Genomic DNA, 24,098 nt, shown 5'->3' with positions numbered 1-24,098 from the left:
CTGGGGAGTATCGTTCGCGCACGGACCGCGGCGGCCGGTCCTGAGGAGAAGAGGCGGCGTAGATGGGTGTCACGAGCGAGAGCGGGCGGATCGTCGCAGGTGGCCGGAAGGGCACCTACGTACGTCTGGCCGAGGGCCCGCAGGAGCGCCACATCTCGCGCACCGAGCTGGCTCGCAAGCCCGAGGAGCTGGGCGAGCCGGTGCTGACCGTCGCGCACCTGTCCGACATGCACATCTGCGACCACCAGTCGCCGGCGCGGGTCGAGGTCCTGGACCGGCTCATGGACCCCGACAGCACGACCCGTGAGCTGATCGACGAGATCGGGACGTACCGGGCCCAGGAGCTGCTGACCGCGCAGGTCGGCGCGGCGATGGTCGAGGCGGTCAACGAGATCACCGAGGGTCCGATCGGCGGTGGTCCGCTCGACCTGGCGATCGCGACCGGCGACAACACCGACAACGGGCAGTACAACGAGCTCGACTGGTATCTGACGCTGCTCGACGGCGGTCGCCTGACCCCCGACTCCGGCGACATGCTGCACTACGAAGGCGTCGCCACGCTGCCGGACAAGCGCTTCTGGCACCCCCAGGGCGAGACGCACGACATGCGCCGGGGCGACCACGGCTTCCCGCTCGTCCCGGGGCTGCTGAAGGCCGTGCGCCGCGCGATCGACTCACCCGGGCTGGAGGTGCCCTGGCTGGCCGTCAACGGCAACCACGACGGGCTGCTGCAGGGCACCGTGCCGGGCACCTCGGCCATCGGCGAGATCGCGGTCGGCGATCTGAAGGCGATCGCCATGCCCGAGCACTGGACCGACGAGGCCAAGGCGAAGCTCATCGCCGGGCTGATCTCGGGTGACCCGGTGGCGCTCGGGATGCTGGCCGAGCTGGAGCCGTACGAGGTGACGCCCGACCGGCGTCGCCGGCAGACCACGCTGCAGGAGTTCGTCGACTCCCACGTGCACGACGAGGCGCAGCCGCCGGGCCACGGCTTCAAGGCGGGCGGGAAGCCCTACTACCGTTACGACGTCAACGACGAGGTCACCTTCGTCGTCCTCGACACGGTCAACCCGGCCGGCGGCTTCCAGGGCTCGATCGACGCCGAGCAGCTCGAATGGCTCGACGCCGTGCTCGCCTCCACCGACTACGACGAACGGCTCGCGGTGATCGCCAGCCACCACGACGTCGCCTCGCTGGTCAACGACATGAGCGGCGTCGGCGGCACGCGGCGGGTGCTCAGCGACGAGGTCGAGCAGACCGTCTCACGCCATGAGAGCGCCGTGCTCTGGCTCAACGGACACACGCATCGTACGTCGGTGAAGCCTCGCGGCTCGTGGTGGGAGGTCACCGCTCCGTCCCTGGTCGACTGGCCGCAGCAGGGCCGGATCGTCGAGCTCATCTCCGACGGGGACGTGCTCACCATCGCCACCACGATGCTCGACCACGCCGGTCCCGCCCGCTGGAGCGGCTCGATCGAGGAGGTGGGCCACCTCGCCTCGCTCTCCCGTGAGCTGTCCGCCAACGACTGGCAGGGACCGCAGGTGCGCCTCGCCGAACACCCGGCGGCAGGAACGGCGCAGGATCGCAACGTACTGCTCCATCTGCTCGATCCGAGGGCCTGAAAAGCCTCCTGAAAGGCCTCCGACACGCCGGTATCTAGCGAATGACAGGCGGTTGGGGTTGCGTGGACCAGCGTTCTCCGCTGGACTACCACCAATCGAAGTCCACGCAAGCGGCGTGGATACCAAGCACCTTGGAGGAAAGACACGTGAGCTCGACCGCAGCCACAGGGCCTGCGGACCGGCTGGGCCTCAAGTCCGGCATGGTCATCCAGGAACTGGGCTGGGACAACGACACTGATGACGAGCTTCGGGTCGCCATCGAAGACTCCCTCGACGCGGACCTGGTCGACGGTGACTACGGCAACGTCGTCGACGCCGTGCTGCTGTGGTGGCGCGACGACGACGACGGCGACCTCGTCGACAGCCTCGTCGACGCGCTGACCGACCTCGTCGGCGGCGGCGTCATCTGGCTGCTGACGCCGAAGGTGGGCCGCCCTGGTGCGGTCGACCCGGCCGACATCGCCGAGGCCGCGCCGATCGCCGGACTGTCCCAGACCACCACCGCATCTGTGAGCAAGGACTGGGCCGCGACGCGTCTGCTGGCGCCGAAGACGCCTGTCTGATGTCAGCGATTCTCGGGGTCCCTGGACACCCGCAGGAGTCCTCGCGTGAGGCTGGCTAGACTCCCAACGGTGTTCTCGACTACGGCTGCCAAGGCGCGCACCGCTGGATCCGCGGCGATGATCCTGGCCGGTTCCGGCATCATCCGGCCGGTCAATCCGCTCGGGCTCGCGCGGACCGGAGTGACCCTGGCGCGCTGGGGCACCGGGCCGGCCGGAGGGTTCATCGGCCTCGCCCACCGCTACCCGCGGCGCACCGCGGTCATCGACGAGCTCGGGTCGTTGACGTACGCCGAGCTCGACCGCCGCTCCAACGCGATCGCCCGGGCCCTGGCGGCTCGGGGGGTCGGTGAGGGTGACGGGGTCGCGATCATGTGCCGCAACCACCGCGGGTTCGTCGACGCGACCCTGGCGGTCGCGAAGCTGGGCGCCGATGCGCTCTACCTCAACACCGCCTTCGCCGGTCCGCAGCTCGTCGGGGTGCTGGAGCGGGACCAGCCTGCCCTGATCATCCATGACGAGGAGTTCACCGGGCTGCTGTCCGGGGCGACCTCTGCGCCACGGCTGGTTGCCTGGGTGGACTCGGCGGACTCGGGGGAGACCCTGGAGTCGCTGGTCTCCGGTGACGCCCGGCCGGTGGTGCCGCCGAAGCGGCACGGTCGGATCGTGATCCTGACCTCGGGCACGACGGGGGCGCCGAAGTCGGCGCCGCGCCCCGAGGCCGGGTTCGACGCCGCGGTCGCGCTGATGTCGCGGATGCCGATGAAGGACGGCTGGCGCTGCTTCGTCGCCGCCCCGCTCTTCCACACCTGGGGGCTCGCCCACCTGCTCTTCGCCGAGCTGCTCGGCACCACCATGATCCTGCGTCGCCGGTTCGACCCTGAGGACGCCGTGGCGACCCTCGCGGAGACCGAGGCCGACTCGTTCGTGGTCATCCCGGTCATGATGCAGCGGATCCTGTCACTGCCGGAGGAGACGCTGGCTGCGTACGACCTGGAGGGGATCGCCTCCCGGCTCAAGGCCGTCGCGTCCTCCGGCTCGGCGCTTCCCGGCGATCTCGCGCTGGAGTGGATGAACCGGTTCGGCGACAGCCTCTACAACGTCTACGGCTCGACCGAGGTCTCCTACGCCTCGATCGCCGACCCCGTCGACCTGCGGGAGGCACCCACCTCCGCGGGCAAGGTGCCGTGGGGGACCCGGATGCGGATCCTCGACGGCGACGGCGTACCGCTGCCTGATGGTGAGGCCGGCCGGATCTTCGTCGGCAACGGGCTCCTTTTCGAGGGCTACACCAGCGGCGGCGGCAAGGAGGTCGTCGACGGTCTGATGGCGACCGGTGATGTCGGGCGGTTCGGGCCCGACGGGCGGCTCTACGTCGAGGGTCGCGACGACGACATGATCGTCTCCGGTGGCGAGAACGTCTTCCCGCAGGAGGTCGAGGACTGCCTCATCCGCCACCCGCTCGTCGCCGACGCTGCCTGCGTCGGGGTCGACGACGCCGACTTCGGCAAGCGGCTGCGCGGGTTCGTGGTGCTGGTTCCTGGCGCCGAGGCCGACGTCGATGCGGCGTTGAAGGACTGGGTCAAGGAGAATCTGGCTCGGTTCAAGGTGCCGCGCGAGATCGTCGTGACCGATGCTCTGCCGCGCAACGCGACCGGCAAGGTGCTCCGGCGCGAGCTGGCCACCTGGGACATCGAGGCGGCAGGATCGAACGGCGAGAGGGTGGCAGAGCAGTGAGTGGACTTGAGATCGGTGGTCCGGCTCCGGACTTCACGCTGCGCGACCAGTTCGGTGCCGACGTCACCCTCTCGGACTTCCACGGCAAGAAGGCGGTGGCGATCTTCTTCTTCCCGTTCGCCTTCTCCGGCGTGTGCACCGGTGAGATGAGCGGTCTGCGCGACCGGCTCGACGAGTTCGTCACCTTCGACACCGAGGTCCTGGCGATCTCGTGCGACCCGGTGTACGCCATGCGGCAGTTCGCCGACACCGACCGGCTCAACTTCTCGGTGCTCTCCGACTTCTGGCCGCACGGCGAGGTCGCTCAGGCCTACGACGTCTTCAACGACCGCACCGGCGCCCCGCGACGGTCCTCCTACATCATCGACAAGTCGGGCGTGGTGCGGTGGGCCGTGCACAACGACAACGCCGACGGCCGCGACCTCGACGAGCACCTCCGCCAGCTCCACGCGGCGGTGTGAGCAAAGTAGTTTACCGGTCATCAAAGTTCCGTTAACAGGCTGGTTACATCGCTTTTCTGATGCCCGGGGTGGGATCTACTCTTGAGGTGTTGAGCCGCTGATGACCCGAGACGTCAGCGGCTCAACTTCCATTTCAGGGCTAGTACGTCGGCCCGGTTCGTCGGGCCCGCCCCTGATCGCGTACTCTTGGGGCGCTTTGGACGCATAGCTCAGTTGGTAGAGCGCCTCCCTTACAAGGAGGATGTCGGGGGTTCGAGTCCCTCTGCGTCCACCACTGTTGGATCTCCTGAACCACGGGATCGAGAGTCGATCCGGATCGACTCGCCGGGCTATCGGCGATGCCTGAGCCACTCAGCTCACCGGATCTGCGGGATCCGGACAGACCCTGCGGGCATTGGCTAGCCGCCGTGTGACGTGCATCTCTAACGTCGTTTCCTCAGACGCGACTTGGAGGTAGGAACTATGGGAGTACTCGACGGACGCACAGCCGTCGTCACTGGTGGCTCGACGCTCATCGGGCACGGTGTCGTGGCTGCTCTGACGGAGGCAGGAGCCCATGTGGTCGTCGCCGACATCGACGACTCCGGTGCGTCCGTGCTCACCGGCCCGAATGTGACGTACCGACGTACTGACGTCACCGATGATGCGCAGCTGGCAGACCTGATGCACGCGACAGCGGATCAGCGTGGTGGCATCGACATCGTGGTCAACCTCGCCAGCGTCTACCTCGACGACGGGCCGGCGACCTCCCGTGCTGACTGGATGACCGCTCTGAACGTCAATGTCGTCTCCATGGTGGCGGTCGTGCAGGCGGCGCTGCCGTGGCTCAAGGCGAGCGGCCATGCCTCGATCATCAACTTCGGTTCGGTGTCGGCCAAGGTCGCGCAGCCGGGACGGTGGACCTATCCGGCGAGCAAGGCGGCGGTCATGCAGCTCACCCGGAGCATGGCGATGGACCTTGCCCCGGACCGGGTCCGGGTCAACTCCGTCAGCCCTGGCTGGACCTGGTCCAAGATCATGGACGATCTCTCGGGCGGAGATCGAGCCAAGACTGATGCCGTGGCCGCTCCGTTCCACCTGACCGGCCGTGCTGCTGATCCCGCCGAGGTCGGCGAGGTCGTCGCATTCCTGGCCTCGGATGCGGCCTCTGCGGTCACCGGCGCGGACTGGGCCGTGGACGGCGGTTACTCGGCGATGGGCCCCGAGCAGGCCGTGCCCGCGATCCCCCAGCTGATGGACTGAGGAGCAACCGATGAAGATCGCCATTGTCGGCGCAGGGTTCGCAGGACTCGCCTCAGCCAAGGTGTTGCGCCAGCTCGGCCACGACGTGACCGTGTTTGACAAGACGCCTGATGTCGGTGGGGTCTGGAGCAGTACGCGACGCTACCCGGGCCTGCGAACGCAGAACAACAAGCAGACGTACTGCTTCTCCGACCACCCGATGCCGCGCCGCTTCCCGCAGTGGCTGGAAGGCGCGCAGGTCCAGGAGTACCTCGAGTCGTACGTCGAACGTTTCGACCTGGCCTCCTGCCTGCGCCTCAACACCGAGGTCACCGAGGCCGCCCCGCTCGTCGGCGGCCAGGGCTGGCTGGTCCGCACGCCGACGGGCGCTGAGCAGTACGACCACCTGGTGGTCGCCAACGGCATCTTCTGCGAGCCTGCCTTCCCGGAGTTCGCCGGAGTCGATGAGCTCGACGCGGCCGGTGGCCGGATCCTCGCGACCAGCGACCTGGCCAGCCTCGAGGAGGTCCGCGGAAAGAACGTGGTCATGGTCGGTTACGGCAAGTCCTCCTGCGACGTCGCGGTCGAGGTCAGCAAGGTCGCGGCGAGCACCACGGTCGTCGCGCGTGGCCTTCTGTGGAAGGTGCCGCGCAAGCTCAAGGGCGTGCTGAACTACAAGTACCTGCTGCTCACCAGGCTCGGCGAGGCGCTCTTCCCGTACCAGACCCTGAAGGGCTTCGAGAAGGTCCTTCACGCCAACGATTCGGCGATCGCCTCAGGCATGCTCGGCAGCGTCGAGAAGGTCGTGACCTCACAGCTCGCCCTCGAGGACCTCGGCCTGGTTCCCAGCGCTCCGTTCTCCAGCATCGCCAAGGCCTCGGTCTCGCTGGCCAGCGAGGGCTTCTACGAGGCCGTCGCCGAAGGCACCATCGGCGTCCGTCGCGACACGGTGGTCTCCCGCTTCCTCGAGAAGGACGGACAGCCGCACGCCGAGCTTTCCGACGGCCAGGTGGTTCGCGCCGACCTGGTCATCTGCGGCACCGGCTTCCGCCAGGACGTGCCGTTCCTGCCGGCCGAGGTCCAGGCGCGCCTGCAGGACGAGCGCGGCAACTTCGAGCTCTATCGCCAGATCCTCCCGCTCGACGTACCCAATCTGACGTTCGCCGGATACAACTCCTCGTTCTTCTCGCCGCTGTCCGCGGAGATGGCGGCGGTGTGGATCGGGTCGTATCTGGCGGGTCAGCACACGCTCCCCGACGTCGAGACGATGCGCTCCGTGGTCCGGGACCGAGTCGAATGGATGGAGGCACGTACCGACGGCCACTCGGCGCGAGGGACCAATGTGGTCCCATTCTCCATGCACAACATCGACGAGGTGCTGAGCGACGTCGGGATCGATGCCAGCCCTGCGGCCAAGGCGTTGCACTGGCTGGCTCCGGTCAGCCCACGGGCGTATCGGAAGGTGACCCCGAGGCTGGTCAAGCGCGTCGGCGCCCGGGCAACGCGTCGCACAGATTCCGCGTGACGGAAATTCGCGCCACAGCAGGGTGAGAATGGGTCCCGCCGATCTAGTGTCGGCGGGACCCTTCCCATCCGAGGAGCATCCGCATGAGCTCCGATCTGCTCAGCAACCATCCGGTGATCGCCACCCGCGAGCTCGATGACGCTCGTGAGCAGGTGGCCGCGCGCTACTGCCCGCACGAGCTCGCGCTGTGTCGCCGCGATGGGCGTCTCGATCTGGTCCACAATGCCGCCCCTGTCGGCCAGGACGTCGTTCTGAACTACATGCGGTACGGCGCGGATGTCCGCATCACGCCGGGCCGCTTCCACGACTTCTACCTCGTCCAGGTTCCGCTGCGGGGGCGCGCCCGGGTACGCACCGGCGGCGGCGAGGTCCTTGTCGACCGAGAGACCGCGTTCGTCGGTTCACCGGAGGACCCGGTCGACATGACGTGGAGCGCGGACTGCGAGAAGGTCGTCGTCTACATCCGCCGGGCCGCGGTCGAGGCGCTCGGCGATCCGTCAAACGGTGCTTGCCTCACCTTCGACCCGAGGATGCCGCTGGGTGGGGCAGCCGCGCGCGACTGGATGCGACTGCTCCAGGTCGGTCTCGAGCAGGTCGAGCGATCCAGCGATCTGCTGCGCTCACCGCTGGTCGCATCGAGCTACGAGCAGACGCTGATCGCGGCGCTCCTGGCGGTCCAGCCCAACAATGCGACCGAACCGGCCGGGGGCACCACCAACGTGCCTCGGACCGTGCGTGCGGCCCAGGCGCTGATCGAGGACGCGCCGGAACGCGACTGGCGGGTCGCCGATCTCGCCGCCATGGTCGGGGTCCCGGCACGCACCCTGCACGAGGCCTTCCGGCGCGAGCTCGGCACGACTCCTCTCGCCGAGATACGCCGTACGCGGCTCGAGCGAGCCCGTCGGGATCTTGTGGTCGCGGATCCGCTCTCCATCACTGTCAGCGTGGTCGCAGCCCGCTGGGGCTTCTTCCATCTCGGTCGATTCGCCGGCGAGTATCGTTCGCGGTTCGGGGAACTGCCGTCACAGACGTTGGCGCGCTGACCTCCCGGCGGGAGATCAGCGCGCCAGGTGCGAGCTCAGGGGCCTACTCGACGAGCTCCAGCGCTCCCGCGGCCGCCACCATCGTCGTACCCCGTCCCTCCGGGAGCACGCTGGCGCGCAGCGCCATGTACGCCACCGGACACAGCACGAGAGCCACGAGGAAGCCGAGGTTCGTCCGCCCGGAGTCCTGGAGCCAGTAGGCCAGCGCGGAAGAACCGAGCATGGCGATGATGCCGGCCCAGTTGAACTGCTCGACGGTGTCGAACCGCACCGACCGACCGCGGCGTACGACGAAGAAGTCGGCGATCATCAAGGCGCACAGAGCCGTGGTGAGGATCCCGAGGAGGCCGAGGAAGGAGTTGATCCGGTCGAGGATGTCACCCCAGATCGCGAGCAGCGCGACCACGTTGCCCAGCACCACCCAGAAGAGGCGGCCGGGGCTGCGCCCGAAGGCCGCGTCGGAGAGGTTGCTGAGCGCGAGCGAGCCGGAGTAGGTGTTCAGGACCTGTGCCTTGGCCTGGGCTGCGTACATGACCAGGAAGCCGAGGAAGCCGGAGAGCACGATGAAGTAGGCGCCCGGATTGGCCGCGGACATGAAGGCGATCTTGTCCGCCACCGTGGCACCTGCCTGACTGGCCGCCTGGGCAGCGTTGGCCGGGTCGGCGAGGTAGTCGGCGACGACCAGGTTGCCGGCCTGGAACACGACCGTCCCGATGGCCACGACCACCACATTGACCACGATCGCGCCGCCGATCGCGAGGATCCGGACGTCTCGCGACGTGCGTGCGTAGCGGCTGAAGTCCGCGCCGACGAGAGCGAGCGCGCCGGTGATACCGGCGATGATGGAGAGAGCCGCTGTGATCTGCTCCCATTCGACATGTGGCGGGCTGTAGGCCCAGACATCGGCGAGAGTGATCCCCGACCTGTGCAGCGCGACGACGGTCACTACGACGAAGAGGACTCCGCAGACCACGGTGAGCAGCAGCGACACTTTCTGCACCAGGCCGAGCCCGAAGGTCGTCAGGACGATCCACGCAAGGGTCAGCACGGCGTAGATGCCGATCTTGTTGGCGGCCGACGGCTCCCAGCCGAACATGAAGATCGTGCCGTAGTACAGCAGCGCGTTCTCCAGGGCGAGAAAGCCCAGGATCATGAAGGCGAACACGAGCGAGGCGACGGCGGAACCACGGGAGCCGAGGCCGTAGAACCGTGAGGTCACGGTCGACGAGGTGCCTGCGACCTGGCAGATCCGGCCGACCGCCCAGCCGAGCGCCGAACCGAAGACGGCCGCGACCAGAGCTACGACCATTCCCCACTTGGTGCCGGCGGTGAACGTCACGGCGGCACCGACGCCGAGCACGACGAGGGTCGACCCCACGCCGGCGGTGTTGGCGAAGAGCGCCCAGCCGCTCTTGCGTTGATCGGCAGGGACGGACTGAAGAGCGTTGTCCTCGATGACGGCCCGGAGACCGGACCGTCCTGAACTGTTTTCCGGCATGACGGAACTCCTGACGGGTTGGGTGGATCCCGGTCCGGCGCGACGGGCGCCGGACCGGGTGCTGATGGCCCGAGAAGTTGTCTGCCTCCGAGGGTGTTTGCCTCAGAGGTTGAGCTGAGCCTCGATCTCAGCGGCGCGATCGCGCAGGTACATCACGAACGAGCCACTGCGGTCGACGACGCAGTCGTACTGGTCGAGCACGACGATCGTGGTCGTGCCGAGCTCGATCACGGCAGGCCCGCTGAGGCGTGTGTCCGGGCCCATCGCCGAACCCTGGTGGACATCGACCTCGACCATCGCCTTCTGCGCCGGTGACCAGATCTCGCGCCGAGCGGGTCGCTCCGGCTTGTCGACCGCGACCTCGGAGCTCAGATCGATCCGCTCGTCCGACGTCCGGCCGACCGCGGAGAGGCGGATGTTGAGTACGTCGATCGGCATCTCCTCGCTGTGGTAACCGAAGAGGAGCTCGTGCTCGGCATGGAAGGCCCCCGAGATCGTGGTGACGTCGGGGTTGTCCAGCATCGCCGCGTCGAGCGGGATGTTGAGCTCGTACCACTGCCCCTTGTAGCGAAGGTCGAGCGACGGCTCGAAGGTGATGGAGGTGTCGCCGACGCCCTCCCCGTGCAGAGTGCTGCGGCCCTCCTCGGCCATCGACTTCCAGGTCTGGACCAGGCCGGCGAGGTCGAGGGCGTCGAGTCGGTCGTTGGCGCTCTGCACATAGTCGTGCTTGAAGTCGCACACGAGCATGCCGGCCGCGCAGAAGATCGAGGAGTCGCGTGGCGTGATGAGCACCGGGATGTCCAGCTCGCCCGCGATGGCCGCGGCGTGGACAGGTCCGGCGCCACCGGCGACCACGATCGGGAAGTCGCGCGGGTCGAGCCCGCGGCGCACCGTGATGTCGCGTACGCCCGAGGCCATCGAGACGTTGACCATCTCGTAGATGCCGGCGGCCGCCTCGAGCACCGTGAGGCCCAGCGGCTCGGCGACGTCTCGGCGGATCGCCTCTTCGGCCGCTGCCTTGTCCAACGACATCTGGCCGTTGAGGAAGCTGTCGGGATCGAGATAGCCGAGCACGACATCAGCGTCCGTCGTCGTCGCCCGGTCGCCACCGCGGCCGTAGCAGGCCGGGCCCGGCACGGCGCCGGCGCTCTGCGGGCCGACGCTGAGCAGGCCACCCTCGTCGACCGAGGCGATCGATCCGCCACCGGCGCCGATCGTGTGGATGTCGACCGACGGCAGGGCCAACGACCAGCGGTCGATACTGCCGTCGGTCATGACCAGCGGCTTGCCGTCCTTGACCGCCGCGGCGTCGAAGCTGGTGCCACCCATGTCGACGGTCAGACACGAGTCCCAGCCGTGCTCCGCGGTGACCAGGAGACCGGCGGTCGGTCCCGAGGCGGGGCCGGAGAGCAGCGACAGGGCCGCCCGTCGAGCCAGCTCGGCGGGTGTCGCGACGCCGCCGTTGGACTGCATCATCAGCAGCAGTCCGCCGAAACGGATCTTCTCGAGCAGACCGGTGAGGGTCGAGAGGTAGGACGAGATGATCGGACCGGCGTACGAGTTGAGTACGGCCGCGCTCGAGCGCTCGTAGTAGCGAGCCTGTCCCAGCAGCTCGGCGGACTCGGTGAGGTAGACGTCGGGAAGCAGCTCGCCGAGGAGCTCGGCCGCGCGGTTCTCGTGCTCGGCGTTGGCATGCGAGTGCATGAACGAGATCGCCACCGCCTGCACGTCCTGCTCGCGCAGCACCTCGGCCGCAGCCCGGACACCGTCCTCGTCGAGCGGGGTGACCTCGGCACCCTGATAGTCGATACGGCCCTCGATGGGGAGGCGCAGGTGACGGGGCGCCAACGGCTCGGGCATCGCCAGCAGGTTGTCGTAGCCGTCCTCGCGGGTGCCGTGACGCATCGGGAGCACGTCGCGGAAGCCGTCGGTGACCAGCATCGCGGTCTTCGGGCCGCGGCGGGTCAGCAAGGCGTTCGTGGTGACGGTCGTGCCGTGCACGATCATGCCGACCCGATCGACGAACTCCTCGACCGTGGTGCCCTCGATGTCGGCGAGCTCGCGCAGGCCGTTGAGGACCGCCTGCGGCGGGTCGGAGGGGACCGAGCTGGTCTTGTGGATACGTCGGCTGCCATTGGGGTAGATCACGAGGAAGTCGGTGAACGTCCCGCCGACATCGATTCCGATACGGATGCTCATGAGTGGGTCCTTCGGGTTCGTCAGGCGCGGAGCGCCGCGGTCTGGGCTTCGTCGACGGTCTGGCCGTCAGCGGTGAGTACGACGCCGTAGTCGGCACGAGCCTTCTCGGCGGAGAGCAGGCCGTCACGGACCTCCGCGAGCACCTTCGCAGCGGGGCGGTTGTGCGGGTCGCCGTAGCCGGCGCCGCCGCCGGCGTTGGAGATGATGCGCGTGCCGACCGGCTGCTCGATGATCTCCTTGGAGCCCCAGTCCTGGGCACGTCCGTCGGGGAACTCGACCCGGAGCTCGTTGAGGGCCGAGTCGTGTCCGCCGAACAGGCCGCGGGCGGGGAAGGCACCCTCGTGGGCCATGTTGTCGGCCAGGGTGACGCCGATCTGGCCTTCTCCATAGGTGCGCCAGGCCGCCCGGGTTCCGTAGCCGCCGCGGAACTCGCCGGAGCCGGCGGAATCCGGGAGGTACTCGACGTACTCCAGGAAGTGGGGCGTGGTGATCTCGAGCATCTCGGGGTCCGGATAACGCATCTGACCTGCGGTGCCGGTGAAGCCGAGGGCGTCCCAGCCGTCCTGGCCCTGGACGCCGCCCGGACCCGTACGCTGGAAGACGGTGAACGCGGCGAACGGCTCGCCGGTGCGAGGGTCGATGCCGTTGGTCGCGGTGCACATGTACTTGTTCCAGCCGGCGCAGACCCGGTCCGGAAGAGCGTCGGCCAGCGCGAGCATGATCGCCTCGACGACCTCGTCGCACAACTGGTTGCCGTAGATCGTGGCGGCGGGGAACTCGGGGTCGACGATGGATCCCTTGCGGAACTTGGTGGCGGTCGGCGCGAACAGGCCCTGGTTGGTGGGGATCCGGATGCCGCCGCTGGCCATCAGCATCAGGAACGCGATGCGGACCGCGCCCTTGGCCGCGGCGGGAGGCATGTTGCAGATGCCGGGGGACTGGTCGTCGGAGCCGGAGAAGTCGAAGGTGATGTCGCTGCCCGCGATCTCGATGTCGACGGCGATCCTGTACTTCTTCCTCGGGTCGACGCCGTCGGAGGTCATGAAGCTCTCGCCGTGGTACTTCCCGTCGGGCCAGCGGCCGACCTCGGCCTCCACCTGACGCCGCGAGCTGTCCAGGATGTAGCTCCAGTGGGCCTCGTAGCTGTCGAGCCCGTAGCGGTCGACGACCTCGACCACGCGACGGGCCCCGACGGTGCAGCAGCCGACCATGGCGCGTACGTCCTCCATAACGAAGGCGAAGCGGATGTTGGCCGAGAGGAGGTCCCAGACGTCCTTGCGGGGGACACCCCGGTCGACGAGCTTGACCGGAGGGATCCGCAAGGCTTCCTGCCAGATGTCGCGCGCATTCGGGTTGTAGCCGCCGGCGGTCATGCCGCCGATGTCGGCGAGGTGCCCCTTCGCAGCGGTCCACCCGATGAGCCGACCCTCGGCGAAGATCGGCATGAAGATGCCGGTGTCGGCGTTCTGGTTGCCACCGTGGTAGACGTCGTTGTGGATGATGACGTCGCCCTCGTGGATGTCGTCGCCGAAGTACTCGATGATGTACTCCAGCGACGGGTGCGCGCCGAAGGCGATGATCGCAGCGAACTCCGCCTGGGCGAGGGTGTTGCCGTTGCGGTCGAAGATGACCGTCACCAGGTCACCGATCTCGTTGAAGATCGGCGAACGTGACGACCGCATCAGCATGGTCGCCATCTCCTTCGTGATCGAGTCGACCCTGCGCTGAAGGACCGACGCGGTGATCGGGTCGATCTCGACCGACTGGGTGGGCGTGGTGCCCGGCTGCTCACTGCTCATGGATGCTGACTCCTCCTCGGGAGACGAGGTGAAGGCCGGTGGGGTGCGCGGACAGCTTCCGGCTACCACCTGCCTCCACGATGAAAGTGTCGGACATGTAACCGCTTCCGCGGCCCTCCTGGTCCTGCACCATCGGATGGAGCGTGATGACCATGCTCTCCTCGATGGTGCTGGCGGCCGACTGGTTCGGGTCCTCGACGACATCGAGCCCGATCATCGGGTCCTCGATGACGTCGAGCCCGAGGGAGTGCCCCGACCAGTAGGAGGTCGAGGCGCCATGACTCTCGACACCGTCGAGAACCTTGCGCTGGATGTCACCGGGCAAGGACCCCGCTGACATGGCGGCGGCGCCGCCATCGATGCCGGCTCTCACCGCGGCAGCCATCCGCGAGCTGACCTCGTCGGGGGAGGCGAAGGTGACCATGCGGGAGAACTCGGTCCAGTAGCCGCGGGGGCCGATCATCTCGAACGAGAACGTGTGGACGTCGTGTGGAGCCAGAACTCGGTCCCGCGGGCTGTCGAAGGTCGACTGGGAGTGCTCGTTGGTCTCGTCCGTGTGCATCGACAAGAAGATCGGATCCTCCCCACCGAGCAGGTGGCCGACGCGGTGCATCTCGGCCGCGATCTCGCGCTCGGTGATTCCCGGTCGTACGACCTCGAGCAGGCGGTCGAAGCACTGGTCGAGGATGAAGGCCGACTCCTCTGCACCTTCGAGCTCGTAGCGGCTCTTGACCGCGCGTACGGACTCGAACTCCTTGGTGAAGTCGACGAACTCGCACTGCGGGAAGGCCTCGGTGAGAGCCAGATACTCGTTGACCTTGAGCACCTGGCCGAGCCCGACGACACCGACCTTCGTGAGGCGGTCGGCCTCCTTGAGGACATCGACGAGGCCGCCGGCGGTCGTCTGGGGGAACCGGTAGTCGCTGACCCAGCCCGAAGGCGGCTTCCGGGCGCTGACCAGGCTGCCCGACAGCACGAGCACGGGTTCGCGGTCGCGGATCATGACGGCGTTGCCGTACTTGTGACACAGGTTGTAGTCGGACACGTAGCGCAGGGCGCCCTTGTGGCCGCGGTAGTCATTGGCCGCGAAGACGAGAGCATCGAGATCGTGGTCGGCCATCACCTGGCCGAGCGCGGCCCAACGCCGATCTCTCTCGTCGGTGGACTGGGACATGGGGACCTCCTGAAGCGGGTCTTTGTCGAGGTGCCGTGACCATAGTCACGCCGGAAGAGGGCCGAGAACGTCCGGCGTTATCCTTTCCGTTGTGGCGAATTCCACACCTCCGATCGAGTCGCTTCATCGCGGACTGGTGTTGCTCAAGGAGCTCCGTGACGGCCGGATCCTCGGGGTCAAGGAAGCCGCGGAGCTGCTCGGCGTCGCTCCGTCGACCGCACACCGTCTTCTGACCGCGCTCTGCTACGACGGCTTCGCCATGCAGGACCGCGACCGCCAGTACCGTCTCGGGCCCGAGATGAGGCCGGAGCAGGTGCGGGGTCGCGACGTCGGCGAGTTCCGCACGCTGATCCATCCCGTGATCGATCGGCTGAGTCGTACGGTCGGCGAGACCGTGCATGTCTGGGTGCGCCAGGGGCCGCTGCTGCGCTGGGTGGACGGCGTCGCAGGTCCGACCCCCTCGCACGTCGAGACCGACCGTTGGGACCGCATCCCGGCGTACGCGTCGGCGGCGGGGAAGGCTCTGCTCTCCGAGCTCAACGGCAAACAGCTCGAGGAGGTGTTCGCCGACGGTCTGCCGCCGGCTCGCGCCTCCCGGATCACGAGCCTCAACTCCCTGAAGCGGCACCTCAACGCCGTCCGGAACCGCGGCTACGCCCTCAGCATCGAGGAGTCCGCCCAGGGCGTCGACGGCGTGGCCGTCTGCTCGAAGGATGCCCTCGGTCGGCCGATCTTCGCCATCTCGCTCGCGATCCCCAGCAGCCGGTTCGAGCGCGGCAAGGTGCCCGACTATGTCGCCGCCCTGCACGACGCGGTCGAGCAGACCGAGGAAGCTCTGGGCAACCCCGCTCGATGATGTGTGTGGAATTTCCCTGAGAGGAATTCCCCACGAAGAGCGTGGATCGTCGATGCCCGCCGTCAATAGCGTGCCCACACCTCCAGCGTGACCGGCGACACAGCCGCAAGCCTCCGCCGGAGCCTATCGACCCGACGATCCGAGGGGCGCGAACATGACCATCCAAGAACAACGACCTGCACCACCGACAAGCGATCCGACAGATCGTTGGACCGACTTGGTCCATGAAGATCGAGTGCACCGCATCCTCTACACCGAGGCAGACGTCTTCGCCGAGGAGATGGTGAAGGTCTTCGGGGGCGAGTCGTGGGTCTTCCTGGCCCACGAGTCCCAGCTGCCTGAGCCGAACTCGTTCGTCTCGGTCCGGATGGGACTGCGTCCCGTGCTGGTGACCCGGGACCGACGTGGCGTCCTGCACGGAGTCTTCAACCGCTGCGCCCACCGGGCAGCCACCGTGTGCCGTGAGGAGTCCGGCACCGCGAAGGCCTTCCAGTGCCCCTACCACGGGTGGACCTTCCGCAACACGGGCGAGCTCGTCGGTGTTCCGTGGCCGCAGGGCTACGGCGAGATGGACAAGTCCGAGCTCGGCCTCACCCGGGTCACCCGCGTCGAGAGCTACCGCGGGTTCGTCTTCGGCACCATGAACTCGTCCGCGCCTTCGGTCGAGGAGTGGCTCGGCCACGCTCGTCCGTGGCTCGACTACTGGATCGACCGGGCCCCCGGCGGTGAGGTCATGTGCGGGTCGGCCGCCTACCGAATGGGGTTCCGGGGCAACTGGAAGCTCGCCTACGACAACGCCGGCGACGGCTACCACCCATCCTTCTCCCATCGCTCGCTGCTCGAGATGGCGTCGCGGATGGGTGAGTCGAAGGACATGTCCTACTTCGGGAGGACCCCGGACGACGGTCCGATGCTGTCCTACTCGCTCGGCAACGGTCACAGTGTCATCGACCAGCGCCCCGCGCACGGCGAGGAGGCCGGCAACTTCTGGGAGAACCAGCGCCCTCAGCCGGGTCGGGAGTCCTTCGAGCAGCGGATCCGTGAGCAGCACGGCGAGGACGCCGAGCGGCTCCTGGACCTGGCGATCGGTGCCCAGATCAACCTCAGCATCTTCCCGAACCTGCTGATCATCGGCAACCAGATCCAGGTCATCGAGCCCCTTGCGGTGGACCGCACCCAGCTGACCTGGCACGCGACCCGCATCGGTGGCGTACCCGAAGAGGTCAACACCCTGCGCATGCGTACGCAGGAGGACTTCCCGGCCTTCGGCGAGCCCGACGACCAGGCGAACTTCGAGGAGGCCCAGCGTGGTCTCGCGGCCTCCGAGGCCGAGTGGATCTTCATGAACCGGGGCCTGGACGTCTCCGGCTGGCAGTCGATCGGTGAGGACGGCGTGATCGTGACAGCAGTCACCGACGAGCTCCACATGCGCAGCTACTACGAGGAATGGCTGCGCCGGATGCGGGAGGAGATCCGATGAAGCTCTCCTCCGTGCCGAGCCAGTTCTCGGACACCTCCTCGTTCTCCTTCCACGTCGACGAGGAGTGGTACGCCGAGCTCGACTCGTTCCGCGACCTGTTCGGCATCGACTGGCCCACCCCGCCGCTCGAGGACTGGCACACTGCTCAGTCCTTCCTGGCCCGCGAGGCCCGGATGATTGACGAGGGCCGGTTCAACGACTGGCTCGACGTCTTCGCGGGCGACGGTCTCTACTGGGTTCCGGTCACCGCCGGTGGCGGAAACCCCCGCACCGAGGTGAGCCACGCCTTCGACGACCACCGGCGGCTCACCGACCGCGTCTACTGGCTGCGGACCGGGCTGGCCTACAGCCAGCTTCCCGCCTCGCGTACCCGTCGACTCATCACCAACGTGGAGACGATCCTCGACGACGAGGGCCGGCGCCTGGTGCGCTCGAACTTCGTGGTGCACGAGTTCCGGGCAGGCGTCGCCAAGACGTACGCGGGGTGGTACGGCCACGTCCTGGTGCCGCACGGGTCCGAGTGGCGTATCCGCCTCAAGATGGTGAACCTGCTCGACTCCGAGCAGTACCACGAGAACCTGACGCTGGTGTTCTGAGATGTCCACCGACGACACCGAGCGGATGGCGCGCGAGCTCGTCGTGCTGCGTGCCCGGGTGGCCCAGTTCGAACGCGACCTGGCCTCCGTCCAGCCGCTGATCCAGCGCGCCCGCGACCTCACCCCTTGGGACTTCACGCCCTACGGAGTCCGCCCCGACGGGGACTACGTCGCCGTCGATCGCACCAAGATGGAGGAGCTCCTTGCGGCCCTCGCCGCCATCGACCACTGGGTTCCGTGGCGGACTCCGATCGAACCGAGGCCGCAACCATGAGCATCGCGGTCATCAGCCATCACCCGGAGCCACAGATCGCGGTGCTCCGGGCCGGTGCCGAGGCGGCCGGGCGTGAGCTCACCCACTACGCCGGCAACCTCGGACAGCTGCCGGAGCGCGACGCCCACGAAGCCTGGGTCGTGCTCGGTGGCGCCAAGAGCGCCTACGCGGACCAGGCCGACTTCCACGACGAGATCAAGGCCTTGCGGGGCGCGGTCGAGAGCGACGTACCCGTGCTGGCGATCTGTCTCGGATCCCAACTGCTCTCGGTCGCCCTAGGAGGTCGAGCCTGCCCTGGTGAGAGCGGGCTGGAGGCCGGCCTGATCGAGGTCGAGGCTCACGCCGTCGACGATGCCAGGGTGCCGTCCGGCACGTACTTCTCCTTCCACTCCGACACGATGGAGCCGCCGACCGAGGCGACCATCCTGGCCAGGACCGATCGCTATCTGCAGGCATGGAGCTACGGAAGTGCGCTCGCCGTGCAGTTCCACCCCGAGCTCGATGTGGCCGGCTTCGAGGCCGTCCTCGATGCCGAGGAGGCGAAGCTCGAGCGCTTCGGAATCGACGTGGCCTCGCTGCGCGCGGACGTATCACGGCCGATGCCGACGCCGACCGCCGGCGAATGCCTGGTCGGCACCTGGCTGCGCGGCCTGCCGACGCCCTGAAAACCCACACCCGCACGTACCTCTCCTCGGTGGACGCCCACCCGAGGAGCAATCAACAGGAGGACACATGTCCACGAAGTTCATCGACCAGTACGGCCTGTACACGGCCGACCAGTCCGCGGCCGCAGCTGCCTCGCTCGACGCCATCGAACGCAACGGCATCGAGATCGTGCGCCTCGTCTGGCCCGACCAGCACGGTCTCCTGCGTGGCAAGGCGCTGACCAAGGACTCCTACCGCGCAGCGCTCGCCTCCGGCAGCGACATCACCATGGCGCCCTTCTTCTTCGATCCGGCCAACGCCATCGTCTTCAACCCGTTCACCCCCGACGGTGGCTTCACCATCGACGGCCTCGGCGGCAGCCCGAACGTGAAGATGGTCCCCGACCCCGGCACCTTCACGGTGCTCCCGTGGCTCGAGAAGACGGCTCTCGTCTTCTGCGACCTCTACATGAGCGACGGCCGTCCGTTCCCGCTCGCGCCTCGCTCGATCCTCAAGAAGATGCTCTCGGAGCTGGCCGACGCCGGCATGAAGCTCATCGCCGGGGTGGAGATGGAGTGGTATCTCACCAAGATGCTCGAGCAGAACCTCGACGGCGTCTCTCTCGGCGCTCCTGGTTCTCCGGCCGACCCGCCGGTGGTGGCCCCGGTCGCCCGCGGCTACAACTATCTGCTGGTCGAGCACCTCGACGAGATCGATCCCGTCCTCGCCCCGATCCGCGACGCGCTGCTGTCCATGGGACTTCCGCTCCGCTCGTTCGACGACGAATGGGCCCCGAGCCAGGTGGAGACCACGTTCGACGTGCTCGAAGGTCTTGCCGCCGCCGACTCCGCCGCCCTGTTCCGTACGACGACCAAGCAGGTCGCGCGCCGCAACGGCCACCATGCCTCCTTCATGTGCACCCCGGCCATCGCCGGGTTCTACGCCAACGGTTGGCACCTGCACACCTCGATCGTCGACAACGACGGCACCAACCTCATGGTCCCGGGCGAGGGGGAGTCGCTCTCGGAGCTCGGTCGCCACTACGTCGGCGGCACCCTGGCTCACGGTGTGGCCGCCTCGGTCTTCACCACCCCGACCGTCAACGGCTACCGCCGTCGTCGGCCCTACTCGCTCGCACCGGACCGCCTCACCTGGGGCCAGGACAACCGGGCGGCGATGATGCGAGTCATCAGCGCGCCCGGCGACGCCGCCTCCCACGTGGAGAACCGCGTCGGCGACTCGGCAGCCAACCCCTACCTCTACCTCGCCGCGCAGGCCGCCGCGGGTCTCGACGGCATCGTCAACCGCGTCGAGCCCGGTCCGATCAGCACCGACCCCTACGCGGCCGACGTACTGCAGTTGCCCACCTCGCTCGCCGAGGCCGTCGACGCGCTCGAGTCCGACACCTTCTACCGCAAGGTGTTCGGCGAAGGCTTCGTCGACTACATGGTCACCATGAAGCGCAGCGAGGTCGACCGCCACCAGGCGTGGGTCGAGGCCAACCCCGACGAGTCGACGTACGTGAACGGTGTGACCGACTGGGAGCACCGCGAGTACTTCGACCTGTTCTGAGCTGACGCACGTAAGGAGCCCCGCCATGCCCACCATCGAGTTCACCAGCCCGGACGGAAGCCGCCGCACGGTCGAGGCGCGCGACGGCGCGTCGGTGATGGAGACCGCCGTCAAGCTAGGCGTGCCCGGAATCGTAGGCGAGTGTGGCGGGGGTCTGTCCTGTGCAACCTGCCACGTCTTCATCGACGAGGACCAGATCGACCTCACCGGCCGTGCCGACGACTTCGAGGAGGAGATGCTCGAGGACGCCGTCACTCCGGCAACCGAGCTCAGCCGCCTCTCCTGCCAGATCCGGATGACCGACGCCCTTGACGGACTACGCGTCACCATCGCCAAGGAGCAGCAGTGAGCGGCTGCATCGCCATCATCGGTGCGGGCCAGGCGGGCCTGCAGCTCGCGCTCTCCCTGCGAACCCTCGGCTACGGGGGCCGCGTGGTCCTCCTCGGCGACGAGCCCGGCCTTCCCTACCAGCGCCCGCCGCTGTCCAAGGGCTTCCTCGCCGGTCAGGAGACGCTCGAGGATCTCGAGCTGCGTGATCCGTCGATCTTCGAGGAGGAACGGATCGAGCTGATCGCTGGGAAGCGGGTCGATGCGGTCAAGGTCGGCGACGAGAGGGGCGAGCTGACCCTCGACGACGGTGCGACCCTGGCTTTCGACACCCTGGCGCTGGCCACCGGGTCCACCGCACGGCGTCTGCCGATCCCCGGGGCAGATCTGGACGGCGTACTGACGCTGCGAGACGTCGCCGACGCCGAGCGCCTGTGCGCGGAGCTGGAGGCGGCCCGCGACGTCGTGGTCATCGGTGGTGGGTTCATCGGCCTCGAGATCGCCGCCACCGCTCGCGCCCAGGGTAAGACGGTGACCGTGATCGAGGCCGCCGCCCGGATCCTGGCGCGCGTCGTCGCGGAGCCTGTCTCAGCGCACGTCTCCGACTGGCACCGTGCCCAGGGAACGACGGTGCTGATCAACGCCGGAGTCACCGAGCTGACCGGCACCGACCGGGTCACCGGAGTCGTCCTCGCCGACGGCACTTCGATCGATGCCGACGTGGTTGTCACCGGCGTCGGCGCCGCACCTTCCGTGGCGCTGGCGCAGTCCCTCGATCTGCCCGTCGAGCGGGGCATCGTCACCGACGAGTCCGGCCGTACGTCGCATCCGCGGGTCTTCGCCGTCGGCGACTGCACCGTGCAGCCCCATCCGACCGTGCCTGGCCGGCTCATCGGCATCGAGTCGGTCAACAACGCCGTCGAGCAGGCCACTGCCGCGGCTTCGGCCATCCTGGGTCATGAGCCGGCTCCTCGCGGAGTGCCGTGGTTCTGGTCCAACCAGGGTGAGCTCAAGCTGCAGATGGCCGGCATCTCCGACGGTCATGACCACCACGTCGTTCGTGGGGACGGTTCGGACGGTCGCCTGAGCGTCCTCTACTACCGCGGGGACCGTCTCATCGCCGCCGATGTCGTCAACAACCCCCGCGACTTCAACGCGGTTCGCAACGCATTGGCGAAGGGAGCGACCATTGACCCGGAGGCCGCGACCGATGTCGAGGTCGCTCTGAAGTCGCTGGTCAGATGAGTCTCTGAGGCGAGATCGAGGCGTCCTTCGAGGTCGCGGGCGACCACCTCTTCGCCTCAACGGTCGGGGACTGCGGCAGGAGCGTGCGGGCGGCGGCGTACGCGATCAGGACGATCGCGATGACCATGCTCGCGGTGCCGGTCCAGCCGGCAGCGAAGGCGAGGCCGCCGAGCCAGCCGAAGAGGCTGGAGCCTGCGTAGTAGAAGAGCGTGTAGAGCGAGGTGGCCTGCGCGATCCCGCTGGTCGCCATCGGGCCCACCCAGCCCGACGCGATCGAGTGGGCGGCGAAGTAGGCCGTCGCGAACAGCAGCAGCCCGATCAGGACCGTCGGCAGCCGGTCGGGGATCGTCAGTGCGGCTCCGGCGGCCATGGTCAGGGACGAGACCAGGAGTACGCGTCGGCGGCCGAAGCGGGCCGCGAACGTCGCCGCCAGCCGGGCCGACACCGCGCCGGAGAGTCCGGCCAGGAAGATCACCGCGGTCAGGGCCGGCGGCAGGTCGAACGGCTCGAGCTCGAGCCGGTAGCCGAGGTAGTTGAAGACCGCCACCTGCGCGCCCATCAGGAAGAACGCCTGCGCGTAGAGCGCCAGCTGGCCGGGGTTGGTGAGGTTGGCGACCATCCCGGCCCGCACGCCGGCCGGGGGTGGAGCCGTCGCGGGGCTGGGGCGCTCGGGCGGGAGCGCGGTGACCGCGACGGCGGCGCCGAGCGCGCTGAGGCCCCCGGCCACGAGAGCCGCCACGCGCCAGTCGCTCACGTCGGCGACCGGCGCGGCGATCAGGCGTCCGACGAGGCCACCGAGGACCGTGCCGGAGATGTACGTCGCGCCCGCGGCCATCGCGTCGCGTCGGCCGACCTGCTCGCTGAGGTAGGCGAGTGCGAGCGCCGGGGTACCGCCCAGGGCGATGCCCTGGGCGACGCGAAGGAGGATGAGCACGGGGAACGAGGTCACGAACGGGAGCGCCAGTCCGATCGCGGCCGCGGTGACGATGGCGATCGTCATCGACCGGGCCCGGCCGATCCGGTCGGCGACCCACGACCAGCCGAGTGCGGCGACGGCGAGCCCGATCGTCGCGCCGGAGACGGTCAGGGCGGCCTGGGAGGCGTCGACCGCGAAGTCGCGGCTGAGTGCCGGGATCAGTGCCTGCGGGTAGTAGAGCTGCACGAACGTCGTCATCCCGATCGCGACGAGCGCGATCAGCACGCGTCGATGGCCGGGGTCGGTGGGTTCCTGTTCGCTCACCCGATTCACGCTAAGGAGCCGGTGATCATGCGTCCAATGCATGGGAGTCGCGTGAAGAATGCTGATTCGCATACGATGTCGGCTGTGGATGCCACCGCAAGGAATGTCCTGCCGATGCTCCCGGCCCTCGCCGCCCTGGCCGAGACGGGACAGACGCTCGCCGCCGCCGACCTGCTGCAGATGCCGCAGCCCACGGTGAGTCGCATGCTCGCCCGGCTCGGGCGGGAGCTCGGCGTGGACGTGGTCGAACGACACGGGCGAGGTCTGCGGCTCACCAGGGCGGGGGAGGCGCTGGCTCCGCACGCAGCCGCCGCGGTCGCGGCGGCCACGGCGGGCATCGAAGCCGTCCAGGCCCAGGAGTCCGGCACCCGCGGGCGGATCGCTCTCGCGTTCCAGAGCACGCTCGGCGAGCGGGTCGTGCCGGCGCTGGTCAAGGCGTTCCTCCAGCAGCATCCGGGTGCGTCCGTCGACCTGCTCCAGACCTCGCGTCCGCGATGCCTGGCCGCCCTCGCCGACGGCACCGCCGAGGTCGCGCTGATCTCGCCGCTCGAGGCCGGCTCCGGCCTGCGCCAGTGGCGGCTGCACACCGAGCCGCTGGTCCTGGTCGTACCGACCGGCCACCGGCTGGCCACCCGTGCCCGGGTGAGCTTCGAGGAGGCCGCCGAGGAGACGTTCATCTGCATGAAGCGCGGTTATGGGATGCGTACGCTGCTCGACGAGCTCGCCCTGGCCAGCGGCGTCACGCCGACCGTCGGGTTCGAGGGCGACGACCTCGCCACGCTGCGGGGGCTGGTCTCGGCCGGTCTCGGCGTCAGCCTGGCTCCCCGCGACCCGCACGGCGCCACCGGCTGCGTCGAGGTGCCGTTGACGAACCCTGAGGCGGTGCGGCACATCGGCGCCTGCTGGCTCGACCGCCGTCCGTCGACTCTCGCGGCCGCCTTCCAGGACCTTCTCCGGCGACGTGGTCGACGGCTCACCGAGATCGGTCTGCGTCCCTTGGCCGGGTGAGCGTACGCGTCGAAGA

At 68.4% G+C, this 24,098-nt stretch carries 21 protein-coding genes and 1 tRNA gene; 17 read left to right on the top strand and 5 right to left on the bottom strand.

Going from position 1 to position 24,098, the window contains the following annotated elements:
* Positions 1-62: 62 nt before the first annotated feature.
* From ACIRON_RS29535 to ACIRON_RS29500, 8 genes are all read left to right on the top strand, one after another.
* On the top strand, positions 63-1,622 hold the full coding sequence (locus ACIRON_RS29535) for a TIGR03767 family metallophosphoesterase (protein ID WP_402998579.1): 1,560 nt from the start codon (positions 63-65) through the stop codon (positions 1,620-1,622).
* 146 nt (positions 1,623-1,768) lie between these two features.
* On the top strand, positions 1,769-2,185 hold the full coding sequence (locus tag ACIRON_RS29530; RefSeq protein ID WP_402998576.1) for a DUF3052 domain-containing protein: 417 nt from the start codon (positions 1,769-1,771) through the stop codon (positions 2,183-2,185).
* A gap of 69 nt (positions 2,186-2,254) precedes the next feature.
* Positions 2,255-3,919: an AMP-binding protein gene (locus tag ACIRON_RS29525; protein WP_402998573.1), complete on the top strand. Its 1,665-nt coding sequence runs from the start codon at positions 2,255-2,257 to the stop codon at positions 3,917-3,919.
* Positions 3,916-4,380, top strand: a complete 465-nt coding sequence (locus ACIRON_RS29520) for a peroxiredoxin (protein WP_091051975.1) — start codon at positions 3,916-3,918, stop codon at positions 4,378-4,380. The genes ACIRON_RS29525 and ACIRON_RS29520 overlap by 4 nt, the downstream gene beginning before the upstream one ends.
* 198 nt (positions 4,381-4,578) lie before the next feature.
* Positions 4,579-4,654: transfer RNA gene (locus tag ACIRON_RS29515), tRNA-Val, on the top strand.
* Positions 4,655-4,842: 188 nt separating this feature from the next.
* Positions 4,843-5,622, top strand: coding sequence for an SDR family oxidoreductase (locus ACIRON_RS29510; RefSeq protein ID WP_402998570.1), 780 nt, complete (start codon positions 4,843-4,845; stop codon positions 5,620-5,622).
* A 10-nt stretch (positions 5,623-5,632) separates the two neighbouring features.
* Positions 5,633-7,126 (top strand): flavin-containing monooxygenase, encoded by a 1,494-nt coding sequence (locus ACIRON_RS29505; RefSeq protein ID WP_402998567.1) that lies wholly within the window; start codon positions 5,633-5,635, stop codon positions 7,124-7,126.
* 83 nt (positions 7,127-7,209) lie between these two features.
* Positions 7,210-8,169, top strand: a complete 960-nt coding sequence (locus tag ACIRON_RS29500) for an AraC family transcriptional regulator (protein WP_402998564.1) — start codon at positions 7,210-7,212, stop codon at positions 8,167-8,169.
* 43 nt (positions 8,170-8,212) lie between these two features.
* Here ACIRON_RS29500 and ACIRON_RS29495 read toward each other — a convergent pair whose 3' ends face one another.
* The 4 genes from ACIRON_RS29495 to ACIRON_RS29480 form a co-directional block, all read right to left on the bottom strand.
* Positions 8,213-9,667: a purine-cytosine permease family protein gene (locus tag ACIRON_RS29495; RefSeq protein ID WP_402998562.1), complete on the bottom strand. Its 1,455-nt coding sequence runs from the start codon at positions 9,665-9,667 to the stop codon at positions 8,213-8,215.
* A gap of 102 nt (positions 9,668-9,769) precedes the next feature.
* Complete coding sequence (locus ACIRON_RS29490) at positions 9,770-11,866, bottom strand: hydantoinase/oxoprolinase family protein (protein ID WP_402998561.1); 2,097 nt, start codon at positions 11,864-11,866, stop codon at positions 9,770-9,772.
* A 20-nt stretch (positions 11,867-11,886) separates the two neighbouring features.
* Positions 11,887-13,665 (bottom strand): hydantoinase B/oxoprolinase family protein, encoded by a 1,779-nt coding sequence (locus ACIRON_RS29485; protein ID WP_402998559.1) that lies wholly within the window; start codon positions 13,663-13,665, stop codon positions 11,887-11,889.
* Entirely contained in the window at positions 13,655-14,839 is a 1,185-nt protein-coding gene (locus tag ACIRON_RS29480) for a M24 family metallopeptidase (protein ID WP_402998558.1), read from the bottom strand. Before ACIRON_RS29480 ends, ACIRON_RS29485 begins: the two co-directional genes overlap by 11 nt.
* A gap of 91 nt (positions 14,840-14,930) precedes the next feature.
* On the opposite strand from ACIRON_RS29480, the gene ACIRON_RS29475 reads away from it, so the two are divergent.
* From ACIRON_RS29475 to ACIRON_RS29440, 8 genes are all read left to right on the top strand, one after another.
* On the top strand, positions 14,931-15,695 hold the full coding sequence (locus ACIRON_RS29475) for an IclR family transcriptional regulator (RefSeq protein ID WP_402998555.1): 765 nt from the start codon (positions 14,931-14,933) through the stop codon (positions 15,693-15,695).
* Positions 15,696-15,930: 235 nt separating this feature from the next.
* A complete protein-coding gene (locus tag ACIRON_RS29470; protein ID WP_402998553.1) occupies positions 15,931-17,175 on the top strand; it encodes a Rieske 2Fe-2S domain-containing protein in 1,245 nt (414 codons plus the stop codon).
* Complete coding sequence (locus tag ACIRON_RS29465) at positions 17,172-17,771, top strand: aromatic-ring-hydroxylating dioxygenase subunit beta (protein WP_402998550.1); 600 nt, start codon at positions 17,172-17,174, stop codon at positions 17,769-17,771. The genes ACIRON_RS29470 and ACIRON_RS29465 overlap by 4 nt, the downstream gene beginning before the upstream one ends.
* Position 17,772: 1 nt before the next feature.
* Positions 17,773-18,045: a hypothetical protein gene (locus tag ACIRON_RS29460; RefSeq protein WP_402998547.1), complete on the top strand. Its 273-nt coding sequence runs from the start codon at positions 17,773-17,775 to the stop codon at positions 18,043-18,045.
* Positions 18,042-18,710 (top strand): type 1 glutamine amidotransferase, encoded by a 669-nt coding sequence (locus ACIRON_RS29455; protein WP_402998545.1) that lies wholly within the window; start codon positions 18,042-18,044, stop codon positions 18,708-18,710. Before ACIRON_RS29460 ends, ACIRON_RS29455 begins: the two co-directional genes overlap by 4 nt.
* Positions 18,711-18,777: 67 nt before the next feature.
* Complete coding sequence (locus ACIRON_RS29450; RefSeq protein ID WP_402998543.1) at positions 18,778-20,262, top strand: glutamine synthetase family protein; 1,485 nt, start codon at positions 18,778-18,780, stop codon at positions 20,260-20,262.
* Positions 20,263-20,287: 25 nt separating this feature from the next.
* On the top strand, positions 20,288-20,611 hold the full coding sequence (locus ACIRON_RS29445; protein ID WP_402998541.1) for a 2Fe-2S iron-sulfur cluster-binding protein: 324 nt from the start codon (positions 20,288-20,290) through the stop codon (positions 20,609-20,611).
* On the top strand, positions 20,608-21,834 hold the full coding sequence (locus ACIRON_RS29440; RefSeq protein ID WP_402998538.1) for an NAD(P)/FAD-dependent oxidoreductase: 1,227 nt from the start codon (positions 20,608-20,610) through the stop codon (positions 21,832-21,834). The genes ACIRON_RS29445 and ACIRON_RS29440 overlap by 4 nt, the downstream gene beginning before the upstream one ends.
* Here the strand turns inward: ACIRON_RS29440 and ACIRON_RS29435 are convergent.
* Complete coding sequence (locus ACIRON_RS29435) at positions 21,827-23,074, bottom strand: MFS transporter (protein ID WP_402998535.1); 1,248 nt, start codon at positions 23,072-23,074, stop codon at positions 21,827-21,829. The genes ACIRON_RS29440 and ACIRON_RS29435 overlap by 8 nt on opposite strands.
* Positions 23,075-23,149: 75 nt before the next feature.
* On the opposite strand from ACIRON_RS29435, the gene ACIRON_RS29430 reads away from it, so the two are divergent.
* The gene (locus ACIRON_RS29430) at positions 23,150-24,082 is read left to right on the top strand and encodes a LysR family transcriptional regulator (protein WP_402998532.1); all 933 of its coding nucleotides are present in this window, start codon (positions 23,150-23,152) and stop codon (positions 24,080-24,082) included.
* The last annotated feature ends 16 nt before the right edge of the window (positions 24,083-24,098 follow it).

Source organism: Nocardioides sp. NPDC101246, from assembly GCF_044767415.1.
In the GTDB taxonomy this organism is placed as follows: domain Bacteria; phylum Actinomycetota; class Actinomycetes; order Propionibacteriales; family Nocardioidaceae; genus Nocardioides.
This window is presented reverse-complemented; position numbering and strand designations above follow the sequence as displayed.

Excerpts from the sequence above, each read along its gene's own strand:
- ACIRON_RS29465 (WP_402998550.1), top strand. The coding sequence starts at position 17,172 with ATGAAGCTCTCCTCCGTGCCGAGCCAGTTCTCGGACACCTCCTCGTTC.
- ACIRON_RS29490 (WP_402998561.1), bottom strand. The coding sequence starts at position 11,866 with ATGAGCATCCGTATCGGAATCGATGTCGGCGGGACGTTCACCGACTTC.
- ACIRON_RS29455 (WP_402998545.1), top strand. The coding sequence starts at position 18,042 with ATGAGCATCGCGGTCATCAGCCATCACCCGGAGCCACAGATCGCGGTG.
- ACIRON_RS29450 (WP_402998543.1), top strand. The coding sequence starts at position 18,778 with ATGTCCACGAAGTTCATCGACCAGTACGGCCTGTACACGGCCGACCAG.
- ACIRON_RS29445 (WP_402998541.1), top strand. The coding sequence starts at position 20,288 with ATGCCCACCATCGAGTTCACCAGCCCGGACGGAAGCCGCCGCACGGTC.
- ACIRON_RS29430 (WP_402998532.1), top strand. The coding sequence starts at position 23,150 with ATGTCGGCTGTGGATGCCACCGCAAGGAATGTCCTGCCGATGCTCCCG.
- ACIRON_RS29500 (WP_402998564.1), top strand. The coding sequence starts at position 7,210 with ATGAGCTCCGATCTGCTCAGCAACCATCCGGTGATCGCCACCCGCGAG.
- ACIRON_RS29535 (WP_402998579.1), top strand. The coding sequence starts at position 63 with ATGGGTGTCACGAGCGAGAGCGGGCGGATCGTCGCAGGTGGCCGGAAG.
- ACIRON_RS29460 (WP_402998547.1), top strand. The coding sequence starts at position 17,773 with ATGTCCACCGACGACACCGAGCGGATGGCGCGCGAGCTCGTCGTGCTG.
- ACIRON_RS29485 (WP_402998559.1), bottom strand. The coding sequence starts at position 13,665 with ATGAGCAGTGAGCAGCCGGGCACCACGCCCACCCAGTCGGTCGAGATC.
- ACIRON_RS29480 (WP_402998558.1), bottom strand. The coding sequence starts at position 14,839 with ATGTCCCAGTCCACCGACGAGAGAGATCGGCGTTGGGCCGCGCTCGGC.
- ACIRON_RS29510 (WP_402998570.1), top strand. The coding sequence starts at position 4,843 with ATGGGAGTACTCGACGGACGCACAGCCGTCGTCACTGGTGGCTCGACG.
- ACIRON_RS29495 (WP_402998562.1), bottom strand. The coding sequence starts at position 9,667 with ATGCCGGAAAACAGTTCAGGACGGTCCGGTCTCCGGGCCGTCATCGAG.
- ACIRON_RS29505 (WP_402998567.1), top strand. The coding sequence starts at position 5,633 with ATGAAGATCGCCATTGTCGGCGCAGGGTTCGCAGGACTCGCCTCAGCC.